Origin of the sequence: Microbacterium sp. Root180 (genome assembly GCF_001428485.1) — a bacterium.
GTDB lineage: Bacteria > Actinomycetota > Actinomycetes > Actinomycetales > Microbacteriaceae > Microbacterium.
This window is the reverse complement of the sequence record NZ_LMHS01000002.1, coordinates 535,967-556,538: the sequence shown is the minus strand read 5'-3', so window position 1 is coordinate 556,538 and position 20,572 is coordinate 535,967. Positions and strand designations below refer to the sequence as shown.

General features: G+C 69.8%; 17 protein-coding genes. 10 read left to right on the top strand and 7 right to left on the bottom strand.

Annotated features, from left to right (window positions below):
- Positions 1-6 precede the first annotated feature (6 nt).
- From glgB to glgX, 3 genes are all read right to left on the bottom strand, one after another.
- Positions 7-2,187 carry a 1,4-alpha-glucan branching protein GlgB gene (glgB, locus tag ASD93_RS06925; RefSeq protein ID WP_056120588.1) on the bottom strand — a complete coding sequence of 727 codons (2,181 nt, stop codon included), beginning with the start codon at positions 2,185-2,187 and terminating at the stop codon, positions 7-9.
- Positions 2,184-4,268 carry a maltotransferase domain-containing protein gene (locus ASD93_RS06920; RefSeq protein WP_056120586.1) on the bottom strand — a complete coding sequence of 695 codons (2,085 nt, stop codon included), beginning with the start codon at positions 4,266-4,268 and terminating at the stop codon, positions 2,184-2,186. The genes glgB and ASD93_RS06920 overlap by 4 nt, the downstream gene beginning before the upstream one ends.
- Positions 4,269-4,336: 68 nt before the next feature.
- The gene (glgX, locus tag ASD93_RS06915; RefSeq protein ID WP_056120583.1) at positions 4,337-6,421 is read right to left on the bottom strand and encodes a glycogen debranching protein GlgX; all 2,085 of its coding nucleotides are present in this window, start codon (positions 6,419-6,421) and stop codon (positions 4,337-4,339) included.
- A gap of 117 nt (positions 6,422-6,538) precedes the next feature.
- Between glgX and ASD93_RS06910 the strand changes: the two genes are divergently transcribed.
- The 4 genes from ASD93_RS06910 (at position 6,539) to ASD93_RS06895 (ending at position 11,825) form a co-directional block, all read left to right on the top strand.
- Positions 6,539-7,726 (top strand): cysteine desulfurase family protein, encoded by a 1,188-nt coding sequence (locus ASD93_RS06910; RefSeq protein ID WP_056120580.1) that lies wholly within the window; start codon positions 6,539-6,541, stop codon positions 7,724-7,726.
- Positions 7,727-7,735: 9 nt separating this feature from the next.
- A complete protein-coding gene (gene mnmA / locus ASD93_RS06905; RefSeq protein WP_082569215.1) occupies positions 7,736-8,833 on the top strand; it encodes a tRNA 2-thiouridine(34) synthase MnmA in 1,098 nt (365 codons plus the stop codon).
- A 99-nt stretch (positions 8,834-8,932) separates the two neighbouring features.
- Positions 8,933-11,251: an NAD-dependent DNA ligase LigA gene (gene ligA / locus ASD93_RS06900; protein WP_056120965.1), complete on the top strand. Its 2,319-nt coding sequence runs from the start codon at positions 8,933-8,935 to the stop codon at positions 11,249-11,251.
- Positions 11,252-11,330: 79 nt separating this feature from the next.
- Complete coding sequence (locus ASD93_RS06895) at positions 11,331-11,825, top strand: DUF4262 domain-containing protein (RefSeq protein ID WP_056120577.1); 495 nt, start codon at positions 11,331-11,333, stop codon at positions 11,823-11,825.
- Positions 11,826-11,838: 13 nt separating this feature from the next.
- On the opposite strand, the gene ASD93_RS06890 is transcribed toward ASD93_RS06895, so the two are convergent.
- On the bottom strand, positions 11,839-13,539 hold the full coding sequence (locus ASD93_RS06890; protein WP_056120574.1) for a long-chain-fatty-acid--CoA ligase: 1,701 nt from the start codon (positions 13,537-13,539) through the stop codon (positions 11,839-11,841).
- A gap of 93 nt (positions 13,540-13,632) precedes the next feature.
- Here ASD93_RS06890 and gatC point away from each other — a divergent pair, with 93 nt between their 5' ends.
- From gatC to ASD93_RS06860, 6 genes are read left to right on the top strand one after another with little or no spacing between them, the layout of a single operon-like run.
- Positions 13,633-13,932 carry an Asp-tRNA(Asn)/Glu-tRNA(Gln) amidotransferase subunit GatC gene (gene gatC, locus ASD93_RS06885; protein WP_056120571.1) on the top strand — a complete coding sequence of 100 codons (300 nt, stop codon included), beginning with the start codon at positions 13,633-13,635 and terminating at the stop codon, positions 13,930-13,932.
- An 8-nt stretch (positions 13,933-13,940) separates the two neighbouring features.
- Positions 13,941-15,452 carry an Asp-tRNA(Asn)/Glu-tRNA(Gln) amidotransferase subunit GatA gene (gene gatA, locus ASD93_RS06880; RefSeq protein WP_056120568.1) on the top strand — a complete coding sequence of 504 codons (1,512 nt, stop codon included), beginning with the start codon at positions 13,941-13,943 and terminating at the stop codon, positions 15,450-15,452.
- A complete protein-coding gene (gatB, locus tag ASD93_RS06875) occupies positions 15,452-16,969 on the top strand; it encodes an Asp-tRNA(Asn)/Glu-tRNA(Gln) amidotransferase subunit GatB (protein WP_056120566.1) in 1,518 nt (505 codons plus the stop codon). Before gatA ends, gatB begins: the two co-directional genes overlap by 1 nt.
- Positions 16,970-17,009: 40 nt before the next feature.
- The gene (dinB, locus tag ASD93_RS06870; protein ID WP_056120564.1) at positions 17,010-18,275 is read left to right on the top strand and encodes a DNA polymerase IV; all 1,266 of its coding nucleotides are present in this window, start codon (positions 17,010-17,012) and stop codon (positions 18,273-18,275) included.
- A 31-nt stretch (positions 18,276-18,306) separates the two neighbouring features.
- A complete protein-coding gene (locus tag ASD93_RS06865; protein WP_056120562.1) occupies positions 18,307-18,627 on the top strand; it encodes a hypothetical protein in 321 nt (106 codons plus the stop codon).
- Positions 18,602-19,195 carry a hypothetical protein gene (locus tag ASD93_RS06860; protein ID WP_235566902.1) on the top strand — a complete coding sequence of 198 codons (594 nt, stop codon included), beginning with the start codon at positions 18,602-18,604 and terminating at the stop codon, positions 19,193-19,195. The genes ASD93_RS06865 and ASD93_RS06860 overlap by 26 nt, the downstream gene beginning before the upstream one ends.
- A 10-nt stretch (positions 19,196-19,205) precedes the next feature.
- On the opposite strand, the gene ASD93_RS06855 is transcribed toward ASD93_RS06860, so the two are convergent.
- From ASD93_RS06855 to ASD93_RS06845, 3 genes are read right to left on the bottom strand one after another with little or no spacing between them, the layout of a single operon-like run.
- Positions 19,206-19,697 (bottom strand): DUF2017 family protein, encoded by a 492-nt coding sequence (locus ASD93_RS06855; protein WP_235566901.1) that lies wholly within the window; start codon positions 19,695-19,697, stop codon positions 19,206-19,208.
- Positions 19,694-20,008: an ATP-dependent Clp protease adapter ClpS gene (clpS, locus tag ASD93_RS06850; RefSeq protein ID WP_056120560.1), complete on the bottom strand. Its 315-nt coding sequence runs from the start codon at positions 20,006-20,008 to the stop codon at positions 19,694-19,696. Before clpS ends, ASD93_RS06855 begins: the two co-directional genes overlap by 4 nt.
- Positions 19,999-20,346, bottom strand: a complete 348-nt coding sequence (locus ASD93_RS06845) for a metallopeptidase family protein (protein WP_082569211.1) — start codon at positions 20,344-20,346, stop codon at positions 19,999-20,001. The genes clpS and ASD93_RS06845 overlap by 10 nt, the downstream gene beginning before the upstream one ends.
- Positions 20,347-20,572 lie beyond the last annotated feature (226 nt).

Here is a 20,572-nt window from a genome sequence, read left to right as displayed (position 1 = left end):
CCGGTCTCAGCCCCGCGTGGGCGACGGGATGTGCGCCTCCGGGTCGTGCCGGAGCCACAGCACGCCGAGCGGAGGAAGCACCATCTTGGCGCGGCCTCCGTCGCCGGCGTGCACCATTCCGAGGTTGCCGACGCCCGAGCCGCCGTACGCCTGCGCGTCGGAGTTGAGGATCTCGTGCCACACTCCGCGTTCCGGGAGATCCAGCTCGAACGAGCCGATCGGCTCTCCCGAGAAGTTGCAGATCACGGCGACCGCGTTCCCGTGCCAGTCACGGCGCGAGAACGCGATGACGTTCTTGTTCCACTGCGGCGCGCCCAGGCGCGTGAACGCCGCCCCGTCGCTGTCGCGCGCCCACAGTGCGGAGTGGTCGCGGTAGACCCGGTTGAGAGTCGCGACGAAGTCCTGGAGCTGGGCGTGAGAGGGCTGGTCGAGCAGCCACCAGTCGAGTGATCGCCCCTCCGACCACTCCGACAGCTGACCGAACTCCTGACCCATGAACAGCAGCTGCTTGCCCGGGTGGCCCCACATGTACGCGAGGAAGGCGCGCATGTTGGCGAGCTTCTGCCAGTGGTCTCCCGGCATCCGGCCGAGAAGGCTGCCCTTGCCGTGCACCACCTCGTCGTGGCTGATGGGCAGCACGAAGTTCTCGCTGAACGCGTAGACGAACGAGAAGGAGAGTTCGCCCTCGTGGTGGGAGCGGTACATCGGATCGCGCTTGATGTACTGCAGGGAGTCGTTCATCCAGCCCATGTTCCATTTGAAGCCGAAGCCGAGTCCGGCCTGGCTCGTCGGGGCCGTGACCCCCGGGAAGCTGGTGGACTCCTCGGCGATCATCGCGATGCCGGGATAGCGCTTGTACGCCGTCGCGGTGACCTCCTGCAGGAACCCGATGGCTTCGAGGTTCTCCCGGCCGCCGTGCACGTTCGGCGCCCATTCGCCCTCTTCGCGGGAGTAGTCGAGGTACAGCATCGAGGCGACCGCGTCGACCCGCAGCCCGTCGACGTGGAACTCCTCGAACCAGTACAGGGCGTTGGCCACGAGGAAGTTGCGCACCTCGCTGCGGCCGTAGTCGAAGATGTACGTCCCCCAGTCGCGGTGCTCTCCACGGCGCGGGTCGGCGTGTTCGTACAGTGGTTCACCGTCGAAGCGGGCGAGGGCGAACGCGTCTTTGGGGAAGTGGCCGGGAACCCAGTCCATGATCACGCCGATGTCGGCACGGTGAAGCCGGTCGATGAGGTAGCGGAGATCGTCGGGGTGCCCGAAGCGGCTCGTCGGGGCGAAGTAGCCGGTGACCTGGTAGCCCCAGGATCCGCCGAACGGATGCTCCGCCAGCGGCAGGAATTCGATGTGCGTGAATCCCTGGGCGGTCACATAGTCGATGAGCTGGTCCGCGGCGTCCCGGTAGGACAGGCCGGGCCGCCATGAGCCGAAGTGCAGCTCGTAGACCGACATCGGCCGCGACACCGGGGTCTCGTGCGCCCGGCGCGACATCCACTGGTCGTCCTCCCAGCGATAGGAGGACTGCTCGACGACGGATGCCGTGGCAGGCGGGACCTCGGCGAACCTGGCCATCGGGTCGGCCTTGGTGACCCAGGCGCCGTTGCGGCCGAGAAGCTCGAACTTGTAGGTCGTACCCACTCCGATGCCCGGGACGAAGAGCTCCCACACCCCGTTTCCGCCCATCGAGCGCATCGCATGGCTCTGGCCGTCCCAGTCATTGAACGACCCGACCACGCGCACGGCTCGCGCGTTCGGCGCCCAGACCGTGAAGGCAGTGCCGGCGACGCCTTCGTGCTCGCGCAGGTGCGCGCCGAGGACGCGCCAGAGCTCTTCGTGCCTGCCCTCGCCGATCAGGTGCAGATCGAGCGCGCCGATCGTCGGGGCGAATCGGTAGGGATCGTCGGCGACGTAATCCGCGGCATCCGCGTAGGTGGTCACCAGCTCGTAGCGGCGCTCGCTCCCTGACCGGGTTCCTTCCCAGACGCCCGCGCGCACGTGCTCGAGCGGGACGCGCGTGCCGTCGACGAACACCGCCGTCACGCTGCGGGCGAGGGGACGCCGCGCTCGGACGACCCACTCGGCGCCGTCTGCGCCGGCATCCTCTGCGGGATGGATGCCGAGTACGGCATGCGGATCATGGTGTGCTCCGGCGGCAACCGCGTCGAGCACCTGATCTGACGGGGTCATCGCTTCTCCTTGACGTGGAGGATGTGCACGGGATCGGTGAATGCGTCGAGCATCACGAAGTTGTGGTCCGACCAGGTCCAGCGCGCGCCGGTGACGAGGTCCTCGACGTCGAAAGGATCGCCGGGCTCGACGCCCCACACCGCCGTGTCGAGGTGGACCATGGTCTGCCGGACCGAATGCGGGTCGGTGTTGGCGACGACGATGATCGTGTCGGTGCGCCCCGTCGGCGACAGGGCCGCCGGAAGATGCTTCGCGAACACGAGGATCGCGTCGTCGTCGCTCCAGTGGACGGTGAGGTTGCGCAGCTGGCGCAGCGCGGGATGATCCCGCCGGATCTCGTTCAGGCGGCGGAGCCAGGGGGCCAGCGAGTCGCCACGCGCCTCCGCCCCTTCCCAGTCGCGCACCTTGATCTCGTACTTCTCGTTGTCGATGTTCTCTTCCGACCCGGGCCGTGCGACGTTCTCGAAGAGCTCGTACCCGGCGTACACGCCCCACGTCGGAGCTGCCGTCGCGGCGAGCGCCGCGCGGATCGCGTAGGCCGGCCGCCCGCCGAACTGGAGGTACTCGGTGAGGATGTCGTGGGTGTTCACAAACAGGTTCGGCCGCATGAAGTCGGCCGTCTCCGTGGCGATCGAGGTGAAGAACTCCTCGAGCTCCTGCTTGGTGTTGCGCCACGTGTAGTACGAGTAGCTCTGCTGGAATCCGGCCTTCGCGAGCGTCTGCATCACCTCGGGCCGCGAGAAGGCCTCGGCGAGGAAGATCACGTCGGGACGCTCGGCGTTCACCGTCGCGATCAGCCACTCCCAGAACTCCAGCGGCTTCGTGTGGGGGTTGTCGACGCGGAAGATCGTCACGCCCTGTGCGATCCAGTGCCGCACCACGCGCAGCACCTCGGCGTAGGCCCCGGCGGGGTCGGTGTCGAAGTACACCGGATAGATGTCCTGGTACTTCTTCGGCGGATTCTCGGCGTAGGCGATCGAGCCGTCGGGCAGCCTGACGAACCACTCCGGATGCTCGGTGACCCACGGGTGGTCGGGTGAGGCGTTGAGTGCGAGGTCGAGAGCGACCTCCATCCCGTTCTCCGCCGCCGCCCGCACGAACGCCCGGAAGTCGGCCATGGTCCCCAGCTCGGGGCTGACGGCATCGTGCCCGCCGTCGGGCGATCCGATCCCGTACGGCGAACCGGGGTCTCCGGGCTCGGCCGTGAGGGAGTTGTTGCGACCCTTCCGATTCGTGGTGCCGATCGGATGGACCGGCGGGATGTAGAGCACGTCGAAGCCCATGCCGCGGACAGCGGGAATGCGCGAGCGTGCCGTGCGCAGATTGCCCGGCTTGACGCGCCCGTCCTTGAACCTCTTCGCGCCCTCGGATCGCGGGAAGAACTCGTACCACGCGCCGACACCGGCTCTCTCGCGCTCGACGAGGATCTCGAGCTGGGCGCCCTGGGCGGCGATCGACATCAGCGGGCGTTGCGCGAAGAACCGGGTGATCGCGGGATCGCGCACGATCGCCAGGGCGCCGTCGGTTCCCACGTGCGCGTCGCGGAGCGCCGCGGCCGCACCCGCGAGAGTCTTGCGCTCGGCCGCGGGGCGGTCTCTCTCGGCCTGCGCGCGATCGAACAGGAGCGCGCCCATCTCCCGCATGAGATCGATGTCGACGCCCGCCTCGATCTTGACGTCGGCGGCGTGCTGCCACGTGAGGAAGTCGTCGCCGAAGGCCTCGAAGCGGAATGTCCACAGGCCGTCCTCGCGCAGCGCCACCATCGTCGCCCAACGGTCGAGCCCGTTCTCGAGCGGGCTGACCCGGTGCAGCGACTCATCGCCCGAAGGCGAATGCAGGCGCAGATGGACGCCGATGCGGTCGTGACCTTCCCGGAACGCCGTCACCCCGAACGGCACCGCCTCGCCGTTGAAGGCCTTCGGCCGGTACGGCTCGCCGGGGATCGCCGGCGACGGCTTGGTGAGGGGGATGCGACCGGTCGCGGTCGCGAACGGCGATTCCTGCACACGGGCCGGGCGGAGCGGGAGCGCGGAGGCGCTCCGCCACGGACGTTCGGAGTTCGGAGTCCTGGTCGATGCCACGTTCCGAACCTACCGGGCGTGCTGGGCACTCGATAGGAGCTTGCGCGGCGCGCGGCCGCGCGGAATGATCACTCGGCCCGGAAGAGATGCATCGTGGTGCCCGGCACAGGGACCACCTCACCCGGCTCGCGGTCCGGCCGCTCCTCGCCCGGTGCCTCGTCGATGCTCGACCACAGCGGCACGTACCGCTTCACGCCGTCGATCTCGGGGAGGGTCACCGCGGTGTCGTGCTCGGCGCCGTGGACGATCAGGAGGATGCGGTTGAAGTCCTCGTTCTCCGGTGTCGAGGCGGCGACGTACTGGAGCGTTCGGTGCGAGGGGTTGGTCCAGCGTTCGATCGACATCGTCTCGCCGTGCTCGTCGTACCACTCCATCACCGACGCGGACGGGGTGTGCTCGTCGAGCCGCGCGAATCGGATCGGCCGGAGAGCCGGGTTCTCGCGCCGCATCCGCAGGAGGTGCTGCACGTGAGCGAACAGGTCGCGCTGCCAGGGCGCGTGCTCCCAGGTCAGCCAGGTCAGTGGTGAGTCGTGGCAGTAGGCGTTGTTGTTCCCGCGCTGCGTGCGGCCGAACTCGTCGCCCGCGGTCAGCATCGGGATGCCGGCGGACAGGAGCAGGGTTCCGAGCAGATTCCGCATCGCCTTGCGGCGCACCGCCAGGATCGCGGAGTCGTCGGTGGGACCTTCGGCGCCGTGGTTGAACGAGCGGTTCGTGTCGGCGCCGTCGCGGTTCTGCTCGCCGTTGCCCAGGTTGTGCTTCACGTCGTACGACACGAGGTCGCGCAGAGTGAAGCCGTCGTGTGCGGTCACGAAGTTGACGCTCGCGAGCGGGCCCCGCTCGGCCGAGAACGTGTTGGAGGAGCCGGCGAGCCGTGTCGCGAACCCGCCGATGCCGACGGGGGCGGTCGATGCGCGGCGGGCGTAGTCGACGTCGCTCAGCCAGAAGTTGCGGACGCGGTCGCGGTAGCGGTCGTTCCACTCGCTCCAGCCCGAGCCGAAGTTGCCGGTCTGCCATCCGCCCATGCCGACGTCCCATGGCTCGGAGATCTTCTTGACGTCCGCGAGCTGGGGGTCGTCGATGATCGCTCGCAGCAGCGGATGCTCGGGAGTGAACTCGTGCGCGGCGTCGCGGCCGAGTGTCGCAGCGAGGTCGAATCGGAACCCGTCGACCTGCACGTCACGAGCCCAGTAGCGCAGGGAGTCCAGGACGAGGCGGGCTGCCGCGTCGGTCGCCGTGTTCACCGAGTTGCCGCAGCCCGTGACATCGATGTAGGCGCCGTCGTCCTGCTGGCGGTAGTACGCGCGGTTGTCGATGCCGCGCAGGCTCGAACGGGGGCCGCCGATGCCTTCCTCAGACGTGTGGTTGTAGACCACGTCGAGGATCACCTCGAGTCCCGCCTCGTGGAGAAGGCGCACCATGCCCTTGAATTCCCGCAGGACGGCCTCGGGTCCCTCTCGACGCGCCTGCTCGGTGGCATACGCGGCGTGGGGGGTGAAGAAGTTGAGGGTGTTGTAGCCCCAGTAGTTCGCGAGCCCGTGCTGCAGCAGGCGCGGTTCGGTCGCGAAGGCGTGGACCGGGAGCAGTTCGATGCTCGTGACACCGAGGGAGAGGAAGTGCTCCACCATCGCGGGATGCGCCAGCCCGGCATACGTGCCGTGCAGAGCGGGCGGAACGCCGGGGTGGCGCTTCGACATCCCCTTCAGATGGCCCTCGTACAGCACTGTGCGGTCCATCGCGATGCCGGGCTTGCCGACGCCGCCCCAGTCGAATGCGCCGTCGACGACCACCGACCGCCAGTCGTCGTACCCTCCGCGGGCGAGTCCGCGCGCGTAGGGCTCGACCAGCAGCGTGCCGCGGTTGAAGGTGTTGCCTGGTCCGTGCGGGCCGTCGACCCGCAGTGCGTAGCGGGTGCCGGGCCGCAGGAGAGCGGTGGTGACTTCCCACACGCCCCCGCCGACCGGCTGGAGCGCGGTGCTGTCGACCGCCCAGTCGAGATCGACGTCGTCGAACACGACGAGATCGATCCCTTCGGCGGCATCCGACCACACGCGCAGCGTCGCGGCGTCCGAGCCGAGGGTCACGCCGAGGCGGTCCAGGTCGGGGCTGTGCAGACCCGGGGGGAGCGTGAGCGCGGCGGACTGGAGACTGGGCATGCGAACTACAGTAGTAAGCGCGTGAGTCGCGGACGTTACGGAACCCGGTTCCCGCTCGCGCGAGACCCAGACGCACCCTGCGGCGGCCCCGCCGCGCCGAGGCCGGGAGGAGAGGCGATGCAGGTCTACCTCGACCACGCGGCCACCGCCCCGCTGCGCCCGGAAGCACGCGAGGCGTGGCTGGACGTCTCCGGCGAGGTCGGCAACGCGTCGTCGATCCACGGCTATGGGCAGGCTGCCCGCCGGCTCCTCGAGGAGGCGCGCGAGCGTCTCGCCGTGACGCTGGACTGCGACCCGATCGAGGTCGTGTTCACGTCGGGGGGCACGGAGGCCGTCAACCTCGCGGTGAAGGGACTCTGGTGGTCGCGGGCGGAAGGGACGGATGCCGTCGTCCTGCCCGACGGCGAGCATCACGCGACCCTCGACGCAGCCGAGTGGCTGCAGCACTCGGAGGGTGCGGTGGTGCGGACCGTTCCCGTCACGGCGCACGGCGCGATCGATCCGGCACTGTTCGCCGCTCGGCTCCCGGGCGCCGCCCTCGCCACCGCCCTGGTCGCGAACAACGAGGTGGGAACGGTCAACGACGCGATCGCGCTGTCCGCTGCCGCCCAGACGTCGGACGTCGCACTGCATCTCGACGCGGTCGCCGCGTTCGGGCACCTCCCCGTGTCCTTCCGCCTTTGGCGGGCGGATGCCTCCGCACACAGCGGTCTGACCGCGCTCAGCGTGTCCGCGCACAAGGTCGGCGGCCCGGTGGGGGTGGGTGCCCTCGTCGTCTCCCGCCACGCCCGTCTGGCTCCGCTGCTGCACGGCGGCGGCCAGCAGCGGGGACTTCGCGCCGGAACGCAGGACGTCGCCGGCGCGACGGCCTTCGCCGTCGCGGCGGAGCTGGCCGAGGCGGAGCGCGCGGCCGAGGCGCGCCGGCTCGCCGTGCTGCGCGATGAGCTCGTGCGCGGCATCCTCTCCTCCGTTCCGTCTTCGCACCTGCTCGGCGATCCGTCGGAGCGCCTTCCGGGCAACGCGCACCTGCTCTTCCGCGGGGCGAGCGGTGAGACGCTGCTGTTCCTGCTCGACCAGGCGGGAATCGCGGTCTCGACGGGCTCGGCCTGCCAGGCGGGCGTGCCGGAGCCCTCTCACGTGGTCCTGGCGATGGGGAGGACGGATGCCGAGGCCCGCCAGGTGCTGCGCTTCTCCCTCGGCCGGACGTCGACGCCCGAGGATGTCGCCGCCGTCGTGGCGGTGCTGCCCGCACTCGTGGAGCGGGCGCGCGCGGCGTCCGGGTCCCGGTCAGGCACGGGTTCGTAGACTGGACCCATGCGGATCCTTGCGGCCATGAGCGGTGGCGTCGATTCCGCCGTCGCGGCCGCGCGGGCCGTCGAGGCGGGACACGACGTCGTCGGCGTGCACCTCGCACTCTCGCGAGCGGGCGGCACGCTGCGCACCGGCAGCCGCGGCTGCTGCACGATCGAGGACGCCATGGACGCGCGCCGGGCGGCCGACCGGCTGGGCATCCCCTTCTATGTGTGGGATTTCTCGGAGCGCTTCCGCGAGGACGTGATCGAGGACTTCGTGTCCGAGTACCGCGCGGGCCGAACCCCGAATCCCTGCATGCGGTGCAACGAGAAGATCAAGTTCGCGGCGCTCCTGGAGCGCGCGCTCGAACTCGGCTTCGACGCCGTGTGCACCGGGCACTACGCGTCCCTCGTGGAGACCCCCGACGGTCTCGAGCTTCACCGGGCATCGGATGCCGCGAAGGACCAGTCGTATGTGCTCGGGGTGCTCACGGCGCAGCAGCTCGCGCACACCTACTTCCCGCTCGGTTCGACGCCGTCCAAGGCGATCGTCCGAGCCGAGGCGGAGGCGCGCGGCCTCTCGGTCGCGCAGAAGCCCGACAGCCACGACATCTGCTTCATCCCCGACGGCGACACGCGCGGATGGCTGGCCGAGAAGGTCGGCACCGCTACCGGCGATGTCGTCGACCGCGCCGGAGCTGTGGTGGGCAGCCACGAGGGCGCCCACGCGTTCACGGTGGGACAGCGTCGCGGGCTCTCGCTCGGCATCCCCGCGCCCGACGGCAAGCCCCGGTTCGTGCTCGAGGTGCGCCCGGTGTCCAACACCGTGGTCGTCGGGCCGAAGGAGGCGCTGGCGACCGCCGAGATCGCCGGGGAGCGGCACTCCTGGGCAGGGCGCCCTCAGCCCGACGGCGCCTTCGCGTGCGACGTGCAGATCCGCGCCCACGCCGATCCCGTTCCGGCCCGCGCGACGCTCGGCGGGGGAGTGCTGACCGTTGTGCCCGAGACGCCGTTCGAAGGTGTTGCGCCGGGTCAGACCGCGGTGCTGTACGACGGTACGCGGGTGATCGGGCAGTTCACGATCGACCGCACCGTTTCGGCCGTTCCCGTCGACGCCTAGACTCCCTCGTCTGTCGGTGGCGGCTCCTAGACTGGCGGCGTGACGGATGACGATGATCTCGCTACGCCCGCTCCGAGCAGCCGTGACGACGCGACCGCGTTGCCGGCCGATGGCGGGCTCGAGGCATCCCGGGTCGAAGCGCAGGAGCTGACCGAGCGCATCCTCGATGCGCGCGACGCGTACTATGGCCGCAACGCCGAGATCGTCGACGATGCGACCTACGACGGCTGGATGCACCGGCTCGAGGCCATTGAGCGGCTTCATCCCGAGCTGCAGGGGCAGGATTCTCCGACGCAGACGGTCGGCGCAGCGGAGAGCTCGATGTTCGCGCCCGTCGAGCACGCCGAACGCATGCTCAGCCTCGACAACGTGTTCAGCCTCGACGAGCTCCGCGAGTGGTGCCTGAAGGCCGAAGCCGGCGCTGGCCGCGCGGTGCGCTGGCTCACCGAGCTGAAGATCGACGGACTCGCCATCAGCCTCCGGTACGAGCGCGGGGTACTGACCTCGGCGGCGACGCGCGGAGACGGCCGCACCGGCGAAGACGTCACGGTCAACGCCGTGCGCGTGGCGGGCATCCCGCAGCGGCTGGCGGGATCGGGGCACCCGGATCTCGTCGAGGTGCGCGGGGAGGTGTTCATCCCCGTCGCCGCGTTCCAGGCGCTCAACGCCCTTCAGGCCGACATGCGCGACCGCGCGGTCGAAGAGACGCGGGCGCGAGGCCGCTCCTTCGACGAGGACAAGGCGCGCGCGAGCGCGGAGCGGCGGTTCCCCTCCTTCGCGAATCCGCGCAATGCGGCATCCGGCGGACTGCGTCAGCAGCTCGACAAGAAGGACGGACTCGAGCGCGAGGCCGGGCAGGCGCGGATCGACTCGCTGCGACTGTTCGTCCACGGCATCGGCGCATGGAGCCGGCCGCCGGTCGAGTCGCAAAGCGAGATCTACGCGCTCCTGGCCGAGTGGGGGCTGCCGACAAGCCCGTACTACCGCACGTCCGACGACATCGACGGGGTGCTGGAGTTCGTCGCCCACTACGGCGAGCACCGGCACGACGTCGAGCACGAGATCGACGGCGTGGTGGTGAAGGTCGACGAGCTCGCGCTGCACGACGAACTCGGCGCGACCAGCCGCGCGCCCCGCTGGGCGATCGCCTACAAGTACCCGCCAGAGCAGGTGAACACGAAGCTGCTCGACATCGTGGTGTCGGTCGGACGCACCGGGCGTGCCACGCCGTTCGCGGTCATGGCCCCCGCGCGGGTTGCGGGTTCCGTCGTCAGGCAGGCCACGCTGCACAATCAAGACGTCGTCCGCGCGAAGGGCGTGCTCATCGGCGACACGGTCGTTCTGCGCAAGGCCGGCGATGTGATCCCCGAGATCCTCGGACCCGTGGTCGAGCTGCGCGACGGCACCGAGCGGGAGTTCGTGATGCCGGCGGAATGCCCCGAGTGCGGGTCGGCGCTCGCGCCCGCGAAAGAGGGCGACATCGATCTGCGGTGTCCGAACACGCGCGCGTGTCCCGCACAGGTGCGTGGCCGCGTCGAGCACATCGGCTCGCGTGGTGCGCTCGACATCGAGGCGCTCGGTGAGGTGACGGCGGCAGCGCTCACGCAGCCGTCCTTCCCCGCGGTCGCGCCCCTCGAGACCGAAGCCGCGCTCTTCGACCTCACGGTCGAGCAGCTCGTGCCGATCGAGGTGATCGTCCGAGACGCCGACACCGGCGAGCCGCGGGTCGACGAGAAGACCGGCCAGCCGGTGCGGCGCGCGCCGTTCCGTCGCAATCCGAGCGCCGCCGAGAAGAAGGCGGGAATCACCGCACCGCAGCCTTCCGCGCAGGCGCTGACGCTGATCGACCAGCTCGAACGGGCGAAGACGAAGGACCTGTGGCGGTTCCTCGTCGCGCTCAACGTCCGTCATGTCGGTCCGGTCGCGGCGCGCGCGCTCGCGCAGTGGTTCGGATCGGTGGAGGCGATTCGCGCCGCCACCCGCGACGAGCTCGCGGGGGTGGAGGGGGTCGGCGGGATCATCGCCGACTCGCTCACGGACTGGTTCGCGGTCGAGTGGCATGGCGACATCGTCGACCGGTGGGCTGCAGCCGGCGCGCGACTGGAGACGCCCGGACACCCCGGTCCCGGCGCCGCGTCCGTCGAGGGCGGCGTCCTCCACGGACTCACGGTCGTGGCGACCGGGAGTCTTGAGGGCTACTCGCGCGAGGGTGCACAGGAAGCCATCCTCAAGGCCGGCGGCAAGGCCGCATCGAGTGTCTCGAAGAAGACCGACTTCGTCGCAGCGGGCCCCGGCGCCGGCTCCAAGCTCGCCAAGGCCGAAGAGCTCGGCCTGCGCATCCTCGATGCCGCGCAGTTCCACATCCTCGTGACGGAGGGTCCTTCGGCGCTCGATGCCCTCGCGCCCGATGCGGGCTGAGTCGGTGGATGGGTCGGCGCCGCGCCGAGTGTCGTAGGTATGTTCTAATCTCGGAATCCTTCGACGAAGGAGCTTCGAGATGACCATGATCCCCGACCCCGCCATGGTGGCTTGGCTCGACCAGCAGGACAAGCGCACCGCGCAGACGATCCGCAGCCACGGCACGAGCATCGAATACGTCACGGGGGATATGCGCCGCCGTCAGACCCCGTTCGCCTACACCGTCGGACTGTTCGGCATGGGGCATCCGGAGCTGCTCGTGTTCGGACTGGACGCGCGCACAACGGGCCTCCTCCTCAACGATGTCGCCGACCGCGTGCGCGGGGGGCAGGACATCGTTGCGGGGGAGCTCCTCGAGTTCGCCGGTTGGGGCCATCGCGTGACGGTCGAGACGGTTCCGAATCCCGGCGACATCGCCTTCGCCGCCAATCGCTTCTACCAGCGCCCCGACGACTTCTCGGTCGAGGTCCTGCAGCTCACCTACGATGACCGCGACGGTCTCTTTCCGTGGCAGGACGGCTACGCGAACGCGGTGTGGATTCAGCCCCGCCCGGGCGAGTTCACGGCGTGGTGACGTCCGTCGTGCGTCAGTCGCCGGAGTTCAGGGAGAGCAGCTTGTCGCGCACCTGTCGGCGCAGCACCTTGCCGATCAGCGATTTCGGCAGTTCATCGACGACGAAGATCCGGCGGGGCACTTTGTAGGGGGTCAGGATGCCGCGCACCGATGCGCGGATCTCCTCGACATCGAGGTCCGCGCCGGGAGTGACCACCACGGCGGCCACGACCTCCTCGCCGGAGTGCTCGCTCGGCAGACCGACGACCGCCGCGTCCTCGACCCGCGGGTGCTGCCGCAGCGCGTTCTCGACCTCGGTGGGGGCGACGTTGAAACCGCCCGTGATGATCAGCTCCTTGATGCGGTCCACGATGCGCACGAAGCCCGCGTCGTCGATCATCACGATGTCGCCCGTGCGGAACCAGCCGTCCGCGAAGACCGCCTCGGTCTCCTCGGGCTTGCCGTAGTAACCGCCGAAGACCTGCGGACCGCGCACGACGAGCTCGCCACGCTCTCCGCGCGGAACGTCCTGAGTGGGGTCGTCCGGGTCGACGACCCGGCATTCGGTGCCGGGAAGCGGCAGACCGACCGTGCCCGGCACGCGGTTCCCGGCGACGGGATTGGCCATCAGTACAGGCGAGCACTCGCTGAGGCCGTACCCCTCGACCAGGTAGCCGCCGGACGCCTCTTCGAACGGCACGACGAGCTCGTGCGGGAGCGCCATCGCGCCAGAGATCGCGACCTGGGTGCCGGCGAGCGACACGCCCTTCTCCTTCGCGGCCTTGAGCAGACGATCCGCGATGGGGGGCACCAGCGGGAGGAAGGTCGCAGGGTGCTTCCTGGTCACCTCGAGGACCATGTCGGGATCGAACCGGGGGAACAGCACCAGCCGCGCTCCCATCGACATCGCGAAGGTCAGGCAGAGCGTCAGCCCGTAGGCGTGGAACATCGGCAGCACCGCGTACACCACGCAGCCGTCACCGCGCACGATCGACGGCACCCACGCCTTCGCCTGAGCGGCATTCGAGAGCAGGTTGCGGTGCGTCAGCGAAGCGCCCTTGGGTGTGCCGGTGGTACCGCTCGTGTACTGGATCAGTGCGAGATCGTCCGTGGCGGGCTTCGGATGAGAGGCCGGCAGGGGCTCCGTCCCCACGATGTCGCTCCACGCGATGGCGCCGGTGACGCGCTCTGTCAGCGCCGTGCGGGCCTCTCGCGCCTTCGCGATCGGAAGGCGCAGCGCGATCCGGGTCGTCCAGGGCATCGCCGCGGTGATGTCCACCGAGATGAGCGAGGTGACCGAGAGATCCGCCGGGAACTCCTGAACGGTCGCGACGACCTTCGACCACACGATCGCGTGCTTCGCGCCGTGATCCTCGAACTGCTTGCGCAGCTCGCGCGGCGTGTAGAGCGGATTGTGCTCGACCACGACGGCACCCAGGCGCAGGATCGCGTAGAACGCGACGATGTGCTGCGGGCAGTTCGGCAGCACGATGGCCACCGGATCTCCGGGGCGCACGCCCCGCGCTCGCAGTCCGGCCGCGGCGCGATCGATCTGCTCCTGCAGCGAACGGTACGACGTCGTGCGTCCGAAGAACTGCAGGGCAGGGGCATCCGGGTAGTCCCGGGCCGACGCCTCGACGATGTCGATGAGCGAGCCGGTCACCGGTTCGAGATCCTCGGGAACGCCCTCGGCGTAGCTGGCGATCCACGGGCGCGGCGGGTCATAGGTCGTCACGGCGCCCAGCCTACGCCGGGGTCGCGGCGCGGGAGCACCGACGGAGACCCTCCGCCCGCGGGAGGGCCCCGTCGATCCGAATAGACTGTCGGGGTGTCTGAAATCACCCCCGATCTCGTGCGCCATCTCGGTGTGCTCGCCCGGATCCAGCTGAGCGACGAGGAGGTCGACCGCCTCACGGGTCAACTCGACGTCATCGTCGACAACATCGCGAAGGTGTCCGAGGTCGCCACCCCGGACGTCGTGGCGACGAGCCACCCCGTCGCGATGCAGAACGTGTTCCGTCCCGATGTCGTGAGCGGTCAGCTGACACCCGCGCAGGTGCTGCAGAACGCTCCGGATGCCGCGGACGGCCGATTCCGCGTGACGGCGATCCTCGGCGAAGAGCAGTAAGGACCCTCGTGACCGATCTGACGAAGCTGAGCGCCGCTGCGCTCGCCGACAAGCTCGCCGCGCGCGAGGTCTCCAGTGTCGAGGCCACACAGGCGCATCTCGACCGCATCGCGGCGGTGGACGGCGACATCCACGCCTTCCTCCACGTCAGCGACACCGCCCTCGAGGTGGCGGCCGATATCGACCGCCGCCGCGCGGCGGGGGAGCGTCTGGGTCCCGTCGCCGGCGTTCCGCTCGCGATCAAGGACGTGCTCGTCACCACCGACATGCCGTCGACGAGCGGTTCGAAGATCCTCGAGGGCTACATGTCGCCCTACGACGCCACCGTCGTCGCCCGATCTCGCGCGGCGGGGCTCGTGCCGCTGGGCAAGACCAACATGGACGAGTTCGCGATGGGCTCGTCGACAGAGCACTCGGCGTACGGGCCGACGCGCAACCCGTGGGATCTCGACCGCATTCCCGGCGGGTCCGGCGGAGGCTCCGCCGCAGCGGTGGCCGCGTTCGAAGCGCCGCTCGCACTCGGCTCCGACACGGGCGGCTCGATCCGCCAGCCCGCGCACGTCACCGGCACCGTGGGCCTCAAGCCCACCTACGGCGGGGTCAGCCGCTACGGCGCGATCGCGCTGGCGTCGAGCCTCGACCAGGTCGGGCCCGTCACGCGCACCGTGCTCGACGCCGGCCTGCTCCACGACGTCATCGGCGGGCACGACCCGCACGACGCGACGTCGCTGACGGACGCCTGGCCGTCGTTCGCCGACGCCGCACGTGAGGGTGCGCACGGCGATGTCCTCCGGGGACTCAAGGTGGGCGTGATCAAGGAGCTTCCCGACCAGGGATTCCAGCCCGGAGTGTCGGCATCCTTCCGCGGCGCCCTTGCCGCGATGGAGGCACAGGGTGCCGAGATCGTCGAGATCAGCGCGCCCCACTTCGAGTACGGAGTCGCCGCGTACTACTTGATCCTCCCGGCTGAGGCCTCCAGCAACCTCGCGAAGTTCGACTCGGTCCGCTTCGGCCTGCGCGTCGACGTGCCGGGCGGCACGGTCGAAGATGTCATGGCCGCGACCCGTGACCGAGGCTTCGGGGACGAGGTGAAGCGCCGCATCATCCTCGGCACCTACGCCCTCTCCGCGGGGTACTACGACGCGTACTACGGATCTGCGCAGAAGGTGCGCACGCTCATCCAGCGCGACTTCGACGAGGCGTTCGCACGCGTCGACGTCATCGCGACGCCGTCGGCGCCGACGACCGCTTTCCGCCTGGGTGAGAAGATCGATGACCCGATGCAGATGTACCTCAACGACGTGACCACGATCCCGGCCAACCTCGCGGGCGTCCCCGGGATCTCGATCCCGTCGGGTCTCGCGGCGGAGGACGGGCTGCCGGTCGGCATCCAGTTCCTCGCCCCCGCGCGGGAAGACGCGCGTCTCTACCGTGTCGGCGCTGCCCTCGAGGCCGTGCTGCTCGACTCGTGGGGTGCGCCGCTGCTCGATCGCGCCCCGATCCTCGGAGGAGGACGCTGATGGCCAAGGACACCCTGATGGACTTCGACCAGGCCCTCGAACTGTTCGAGCCGGTGCTCGGATTCGAGGTGCACGTCGAGCTCAACACGCGGACCAAGATGTTCTCGGGCGCTGCCAACCCCGCGCACTCCGACAACCACGGCGCCGAGCCCAACACCCTCGTCGCCCCCGTCGACATGGGCCTGCCGGGCTCGCTCCCGACCGTCAATGCCGAGGCCATCCGGTACTCGATCAGCCTCGGACTCGCGCTCGGCTGCTCGATCGCGCCCTCCAGCCGATTCGCGCGGAAGAACTACTTCTACCCCGACCTCGGCAAGAACTACCAGATCTCGCAGTACGACGAGCCGATCGCCTTCGAGGGACAGGTCGACGTCGAGCTCGCCGACGGCTCGGTGGTCACCGTCCCGATCGAACGTGCGCATATGGAAGAGGATGCCGGCAAGCTGACCCATGTCGGTGGCTCGACCGGGCGCATCCAGGGCGCGGAGTACTCGCTCGTCGACTACAACCGCGCCGGCGTGCCGCTCGTGGAGATCGTCACGAAGCCGATCTTCGGCGCCGAGCACCGCGCGCCCGAGATCGCCAAGGCATACGTCCAGACGATCCGCGACATCGTGCTCTCGCTCGGGATCTCGGAGGCGCGCATGGAACGCGGCAATCTGCGCTGCGACGCGAACGTCTCCCTGCGCCCACGCGGGCAGGAGAAGCTCGGCACGCGCACCGAGACGAAGAACGTGAACTCGATGCGCTCCGTGGAGCGCGCCGTGCGGTACGAGATCCAGCGCCAGGCGGCGATTCTCGCCGCCGGGGGAACGATCACGCAGGAGACCCGTCACTGGCACGAGGACACCGGAACCACGTCGCCGGGTCGCCCGAAGTCCGACGCCGACGACTACCGCTATTTCCCCGAGCCGGACCTGCTTCCCGTCGCCCCGGCGGCGGAGCTGATCGAAGAGCTGCGTGCGGCGCTGCCTGAGCCGCCGGCGGCGCGCCGCCGTCGGCTGAAGACCGACTGGGGCTTCACCGACCTGGAGTTCCAGGACGTCGTCAACGGAGGCCTCCTCGCCGAGGTCGAGGCCACGGTCGCCGCGGGCGCCGCGCCGGCAGCCGCGCGCAAGTGGTGGACCGGCGAGCTCACGCGCATCGCGAACGCCGAGGGTCGCGAGGCATCCGACCTCGCCACCGCTGCCGATGTCGCGGCTCTCCAAGGTCTGGTCGACGCCGGTACGCTCACCGACAAGCTCGCACGCCAGGTGCTCGAGGGCGTCGTCGCCGGCGAAGGCACGCCCCAGCAGGTGGTCGATGCTCGCGGTTTGGCCGTCGTCTCGGACGACGGCGCGCTCATCGCCGCGATCGACGAGGCACTGGCCGCCCAGCCCGACGTGCTGGCGAAGATCCGCGACGGGAAGGTCCAGGCCGCCGGCGCGGTGATCGGCGCCGTCATGAAGGCGATGAAGGGGCAGGCCGACGCCGCTCGCGTGCGTGAACTCGTGCTGGAGCGCGCCGCCGCCACCTGATCTGCTGTGTCAGGTCGGAGGTTCCGAGGAGAATCGAGTCATGGGACGCGGTGACGGGACGGGGCGGATGGTCTCGCCCGATGACGCGGACGACAGCGGCACCGGCATCCTCCACGTCGACATGGACGCGTTCTACGCGTCGGTCGAACAGCTCGATGACCCGTCCCTGCGAGGCAAGCCGATCATCGTCGGCGCGCCCGACAGCCGGTCGGTGGTGTCCAGCGCATCCTACGAGGCACGCCGGTTCGGCGTGCGCTCCGCGATGCCGGTCGGCCAGGCGCTGCGCCTGTGTCCGACCGCGATCGTGGTGCTCCCGCACTTCGACCGCTACCTCGAGCTCTCCGCGCAGGTGATGGGCATCTTCCGAGATGTCACACCGCTCGTCGAGCCGCTGTCGATCGACGAGGCCTTTCTCGACGTGCGCGGCGTGCGCCGTCTGTGGGGGAGTCCGGGCGCCATCGCCCGCGCCCTTCGCGTCCGCGTGCGGGAGGAGACGGGCCTCGTCTGCAGCGTCGGCGTCGCCGCGACCAAGCACGTCGCCAAGATGGCGTCCACCGTCAGCAAGCCCGATGGGCTGCTGATCGTCGCCGCGTCGGACACGGAGGCATTCCTCCGGCCGCAGTCGGTGCGGGCACTGTGGGGGGTCGGTCCCAAGGCGGCGGAGTCCCTGCAGGGTCGAGGCATCCACACCATCGCCGACGTGCTCGACACCCCTCGCGAGGTCCTCGACCGAGCACTCGGCCCGGCGATGGGCGAGCGCGTCTGGCACCTCGCGCGGGGCATCGATCATCGCGAGGTGGACACGACACGGGTCGAGAAGAGCATCGGCCACGAGGAGACGTTCCACGACGACATCGCCGACCCTGCCATCCTGCGGGCCGAGCTGCGGCGACTCGCCGACCGGGTGGGAGCGCGACTGCGTGCCGGAGGGTGGGAGGCGTCGACCATCGCGATCAAGGTGCGCTTCGCCGACTTCACCACGATCTCCCGCTCGCAGACCCTTCCGGAGCCGACGGCCGTGGGTCAGCGCATCGGGGATGCCGCACACGAGCTGTTCGATTCCGTCGAGCGTCGCCTCCCGGTGCGCCTGATCGGCGTGCGGGCCGAGAAGCTGCGGCTCTCCGGCTCCGCGCCGCTCGCGCTGTGGGACGACGACCAGGAGTGGCGCCGGATCGAGGACGCCCTCGACGGTGCGGCCGCGCGGTTCGGTCGCGGCGCCGTCACACGCGCGACACTGCTCGGTGCCGCCCGCGGCGGAGGAACCCTGCCGTCGAACCCGCCCGCACCGAAGCCCGATCAGGGCTGACACCGGCGGGCCACGACGGTAGCGTGGTCGCATGCCCAACATCGCACTCGAACTCGGTCAGCAGTCCGCGTCCTTCGGCGTGAAGAGCGCCTATGGCGAGCAGCAGGACGTCGACGGCATTCGGGTGATCCCGGTCGCCCTCACGTGGTCGGGCTTCGGCGGAGGGTCCGACGAGGCGGGCAACGGCGGAGGCGGCGGGGGAGGCTGGTCCATCCCGCTGGGGGCGTACATCCGGCGAGGCGATGACCTTCGCTTCGAGCCGAACGTCGTCTCGATGCTGGCCGTCGCGATTCCGTTCGTCTTGTTCGCCGGTCGCGCGCTCAGCCGTGTCATCCGCGCCCTCAAGAAGTAGCTCCGGTCCGGTCGCGCACGCACTCGACGCCGCGGCGTCGAGTGTCATCGCCGCGATCCGAGAACTCTCGGCCGCCAATCCGGTCGTTCTGATCGATGGCCGCAGCGGTGCCGGCAAGACCTCCCTGGCGACGACGCTCGTCTCCCGCTGGCCCCTGGCTGGGCGCGTCCAGCTCGTCGCTCTCGACTCGATCTACCCCGGCTGGGACGGTCTCGACGCGGGTGTCGCGCTCGCGCGTGAGCAGGTGCTCGCGCCGCATGCGCGGGGATTGATCGGAGTGTGGCGGCGGTGGGACTGGGAGGTCGGTGCGCCCGCCGAGGCGCACGCGGTCGATCCGTCGCTGCCGCTGGTGGTGGAGGGCTCCGGCATCCTCACCGCCGAGACGCGTCAGCTGGGTGACGTGCGGGTCTGGCTGGATTCGCCGATGCGCTCGCGCCGGGACCGGGCGCTCGCCCGCGACGGAGACGCCTATCGGCCGCACTGGGACCGTTGGGCGCGCCAGGAAGCTGTCCACGTCGGCCGCGACGAGCCGGCACGCCTGGCCACCCACGTCTTCGACGTGCCCTGACCGGCTGAGTTCAGCCCGAGCCTTCGATGGCTTTCACCAAGCCATCCAGGCGATACCCCAGCCAGTCGTAGATGCCGAACCGCGGATCGTCGGCATCGTGGTCGTCGATGTCGGTGATGCCCAGGCGTGTGGCGAGCACCAGTCGGATGGCCGCGAGCGTTCGCAGCCACGCTCCGACGGCCGCGGGATCGAGCGGGATGGCGACGGTGTCCCGCAGCGCGCGATCATCGGGATCATCGGAGATCTCGGATGCCGCCGCAAGCGTCGCGATCATGGCTGCGGCGTCGTCTCGCCGTCGGTCGAGGAGGTCGCTCTCGGTCAGCGCGCGGAATTCGCGAGCCGCTTCGGCATCCTCGTAGGCATCGGGGGCGAGGCGCTCGATCGCCGGATCGCCGTCCGCGGTCTCAGCGCCGTCGACCAGGTCGGAGAACTGACCGACCAGGCGCGCGAGATGCGCGGCCTCGAGCCGTGTCACTTCGAGCGCGATGATCCGCCCGTTCACGAGGGGGCCTGACGAACCGTGGCCCACAGCCCGTAGTCGTGCATGGCCTGCGCGTGCAGCTCCATCTGCTCGCGAGCGCCTTCCGCCACGACGGCGTGACCGTCGTGGTGCACCGCCAGCATCAGGCGTTCGGCATCCTCGCGTGCGAGACCGAAGTACTCGCGGAAGACGTGGGCCACGTAGCTCATCAGGTTCACGGGGTCGTCCCACACCACCGTCTGCCAGGGGCGCTGCGGGCTCTGCCGGACATCCGCACCGGTGTGGCGCTCGGTGTCGACGTCGGGAGCGGCGAGCGGCGCCATCACGCCCATCCCAGCTCGTGCAGCCGGTCGTCGTCGATTCCGTAGAAGTGTGCGATCTCGTGGACGAGGGTTGTGTGGAGTTCGTCGCGCAGTTCGTCTTCGGTCTCGCACGCGGCGAGGTGGGACTCGCGATAGACGATGATCCGATCGGGGAGCTCCCCGACGCCGTACCGATCACGCTCGGTGAGGGCCCAGCCGTCGTACAGGCCGAGAAGATCGAGGCTGCCATCCTCCGGACGGTCCTCGACCACGAACACGACGTTGTCGAGCCCCTCGACCATGTCGTCGGGGAGGAGGTCCAGCTCGTCGATCACGAGCTGCTCGAAGGTGGCGGCATCCATCTCCATCATGATGCCTCGATGACCACTGCCGCGGGGCCGCAGCGCCGTCGTGAACGCGCAATCCTCGGGCGAGCACCGGGGCACGAACCTGACACATCCACCCCACGCGCAGAAACCACAGACCCGCAGAAACCCGCGGACTCCGTTCGAACACCGGCTCATGCCGACACGACCACAATAGACCGCAGGCGACGCCGACGTCTGTTTCGTTGTCTCGGTGGCGCCCTACTCC

What these genes read in the sequence shown, in the direction of transcription:
- ASD93_RS06895 (WP_056120577.1), top strand. Translation starts at nt 11,331, where the DNA reads ATGACCATGATCCCCGACCCCGCCATGGTGGCTTGGCTCGACCAGCAG.
- glgB (WP_056120588.1), bottom strand. Translation starts at nt 2,187, where the DNA reads ATGACCCCGTCAGATCAGGTGCTCGACGCGGTTGCCGCCGGAGCACAC.
- clpS (WP_056120560.1), bottom strand. Translation starts at nt 20,008, where the DNA reads ATGGGCGTGATGGCGCCGCTCGCCGCTCCCGACGTCGACACCGAGCGC.
- mnmA (WP_082569215.1), top strand. Translation starts at nt 7,736, where the DNA reads ATGCGGATCCTTGCGGCCATGAGCGGTGGCGTCGATTCCGCCGTCGCG.
- ASD93_RS06865 (WP_056120562.1), top strand. Translation starts at nt 18,307, where the DNA reads ATGCCCAACATCGCACTCGAACTCGGTCAGCAGTCCGCGTCCTTCGGC.
- glgX (WP_056120583.1), bottom strand. Translation starts at nt 6,421, where the DNA reads ATGCCCAGTCTCCAGTCCGCCGCGCTCACGCTCCCCCCGGGTCTGCAC.
- ASD93_RS06910 (WP_056120580.1), top strand. Translation starts at nt 6,539, where the DNA reads ATGCAGGTCTACCTCGACCACGCGGCCACCGCCCCGCTGCGCCCGGAA.
- dinB (WP_056120564.1), top strand. Translation starts at nt 17,010, where the DNA reads ATGGGACGCGGTGACGGGACGGGGCGGATGGTCTCGCCCGATGACGCG.
- ASD93_RS06845 (WP_082569211.1), bottom strand. Translation starts at nt 20,346, where the DNA reads ATGGAGATGGATGCCGCCACCTTCGAGCAGCTCGTGATCGACGAGCTG.
- gatB (WP_056120566.1), top strand. Translation starts at nt 15,452, where the DNA reads ATGGCCAAGGACACCCTGATGGACTTCGACCAGGCCCTCGAACTGTTC.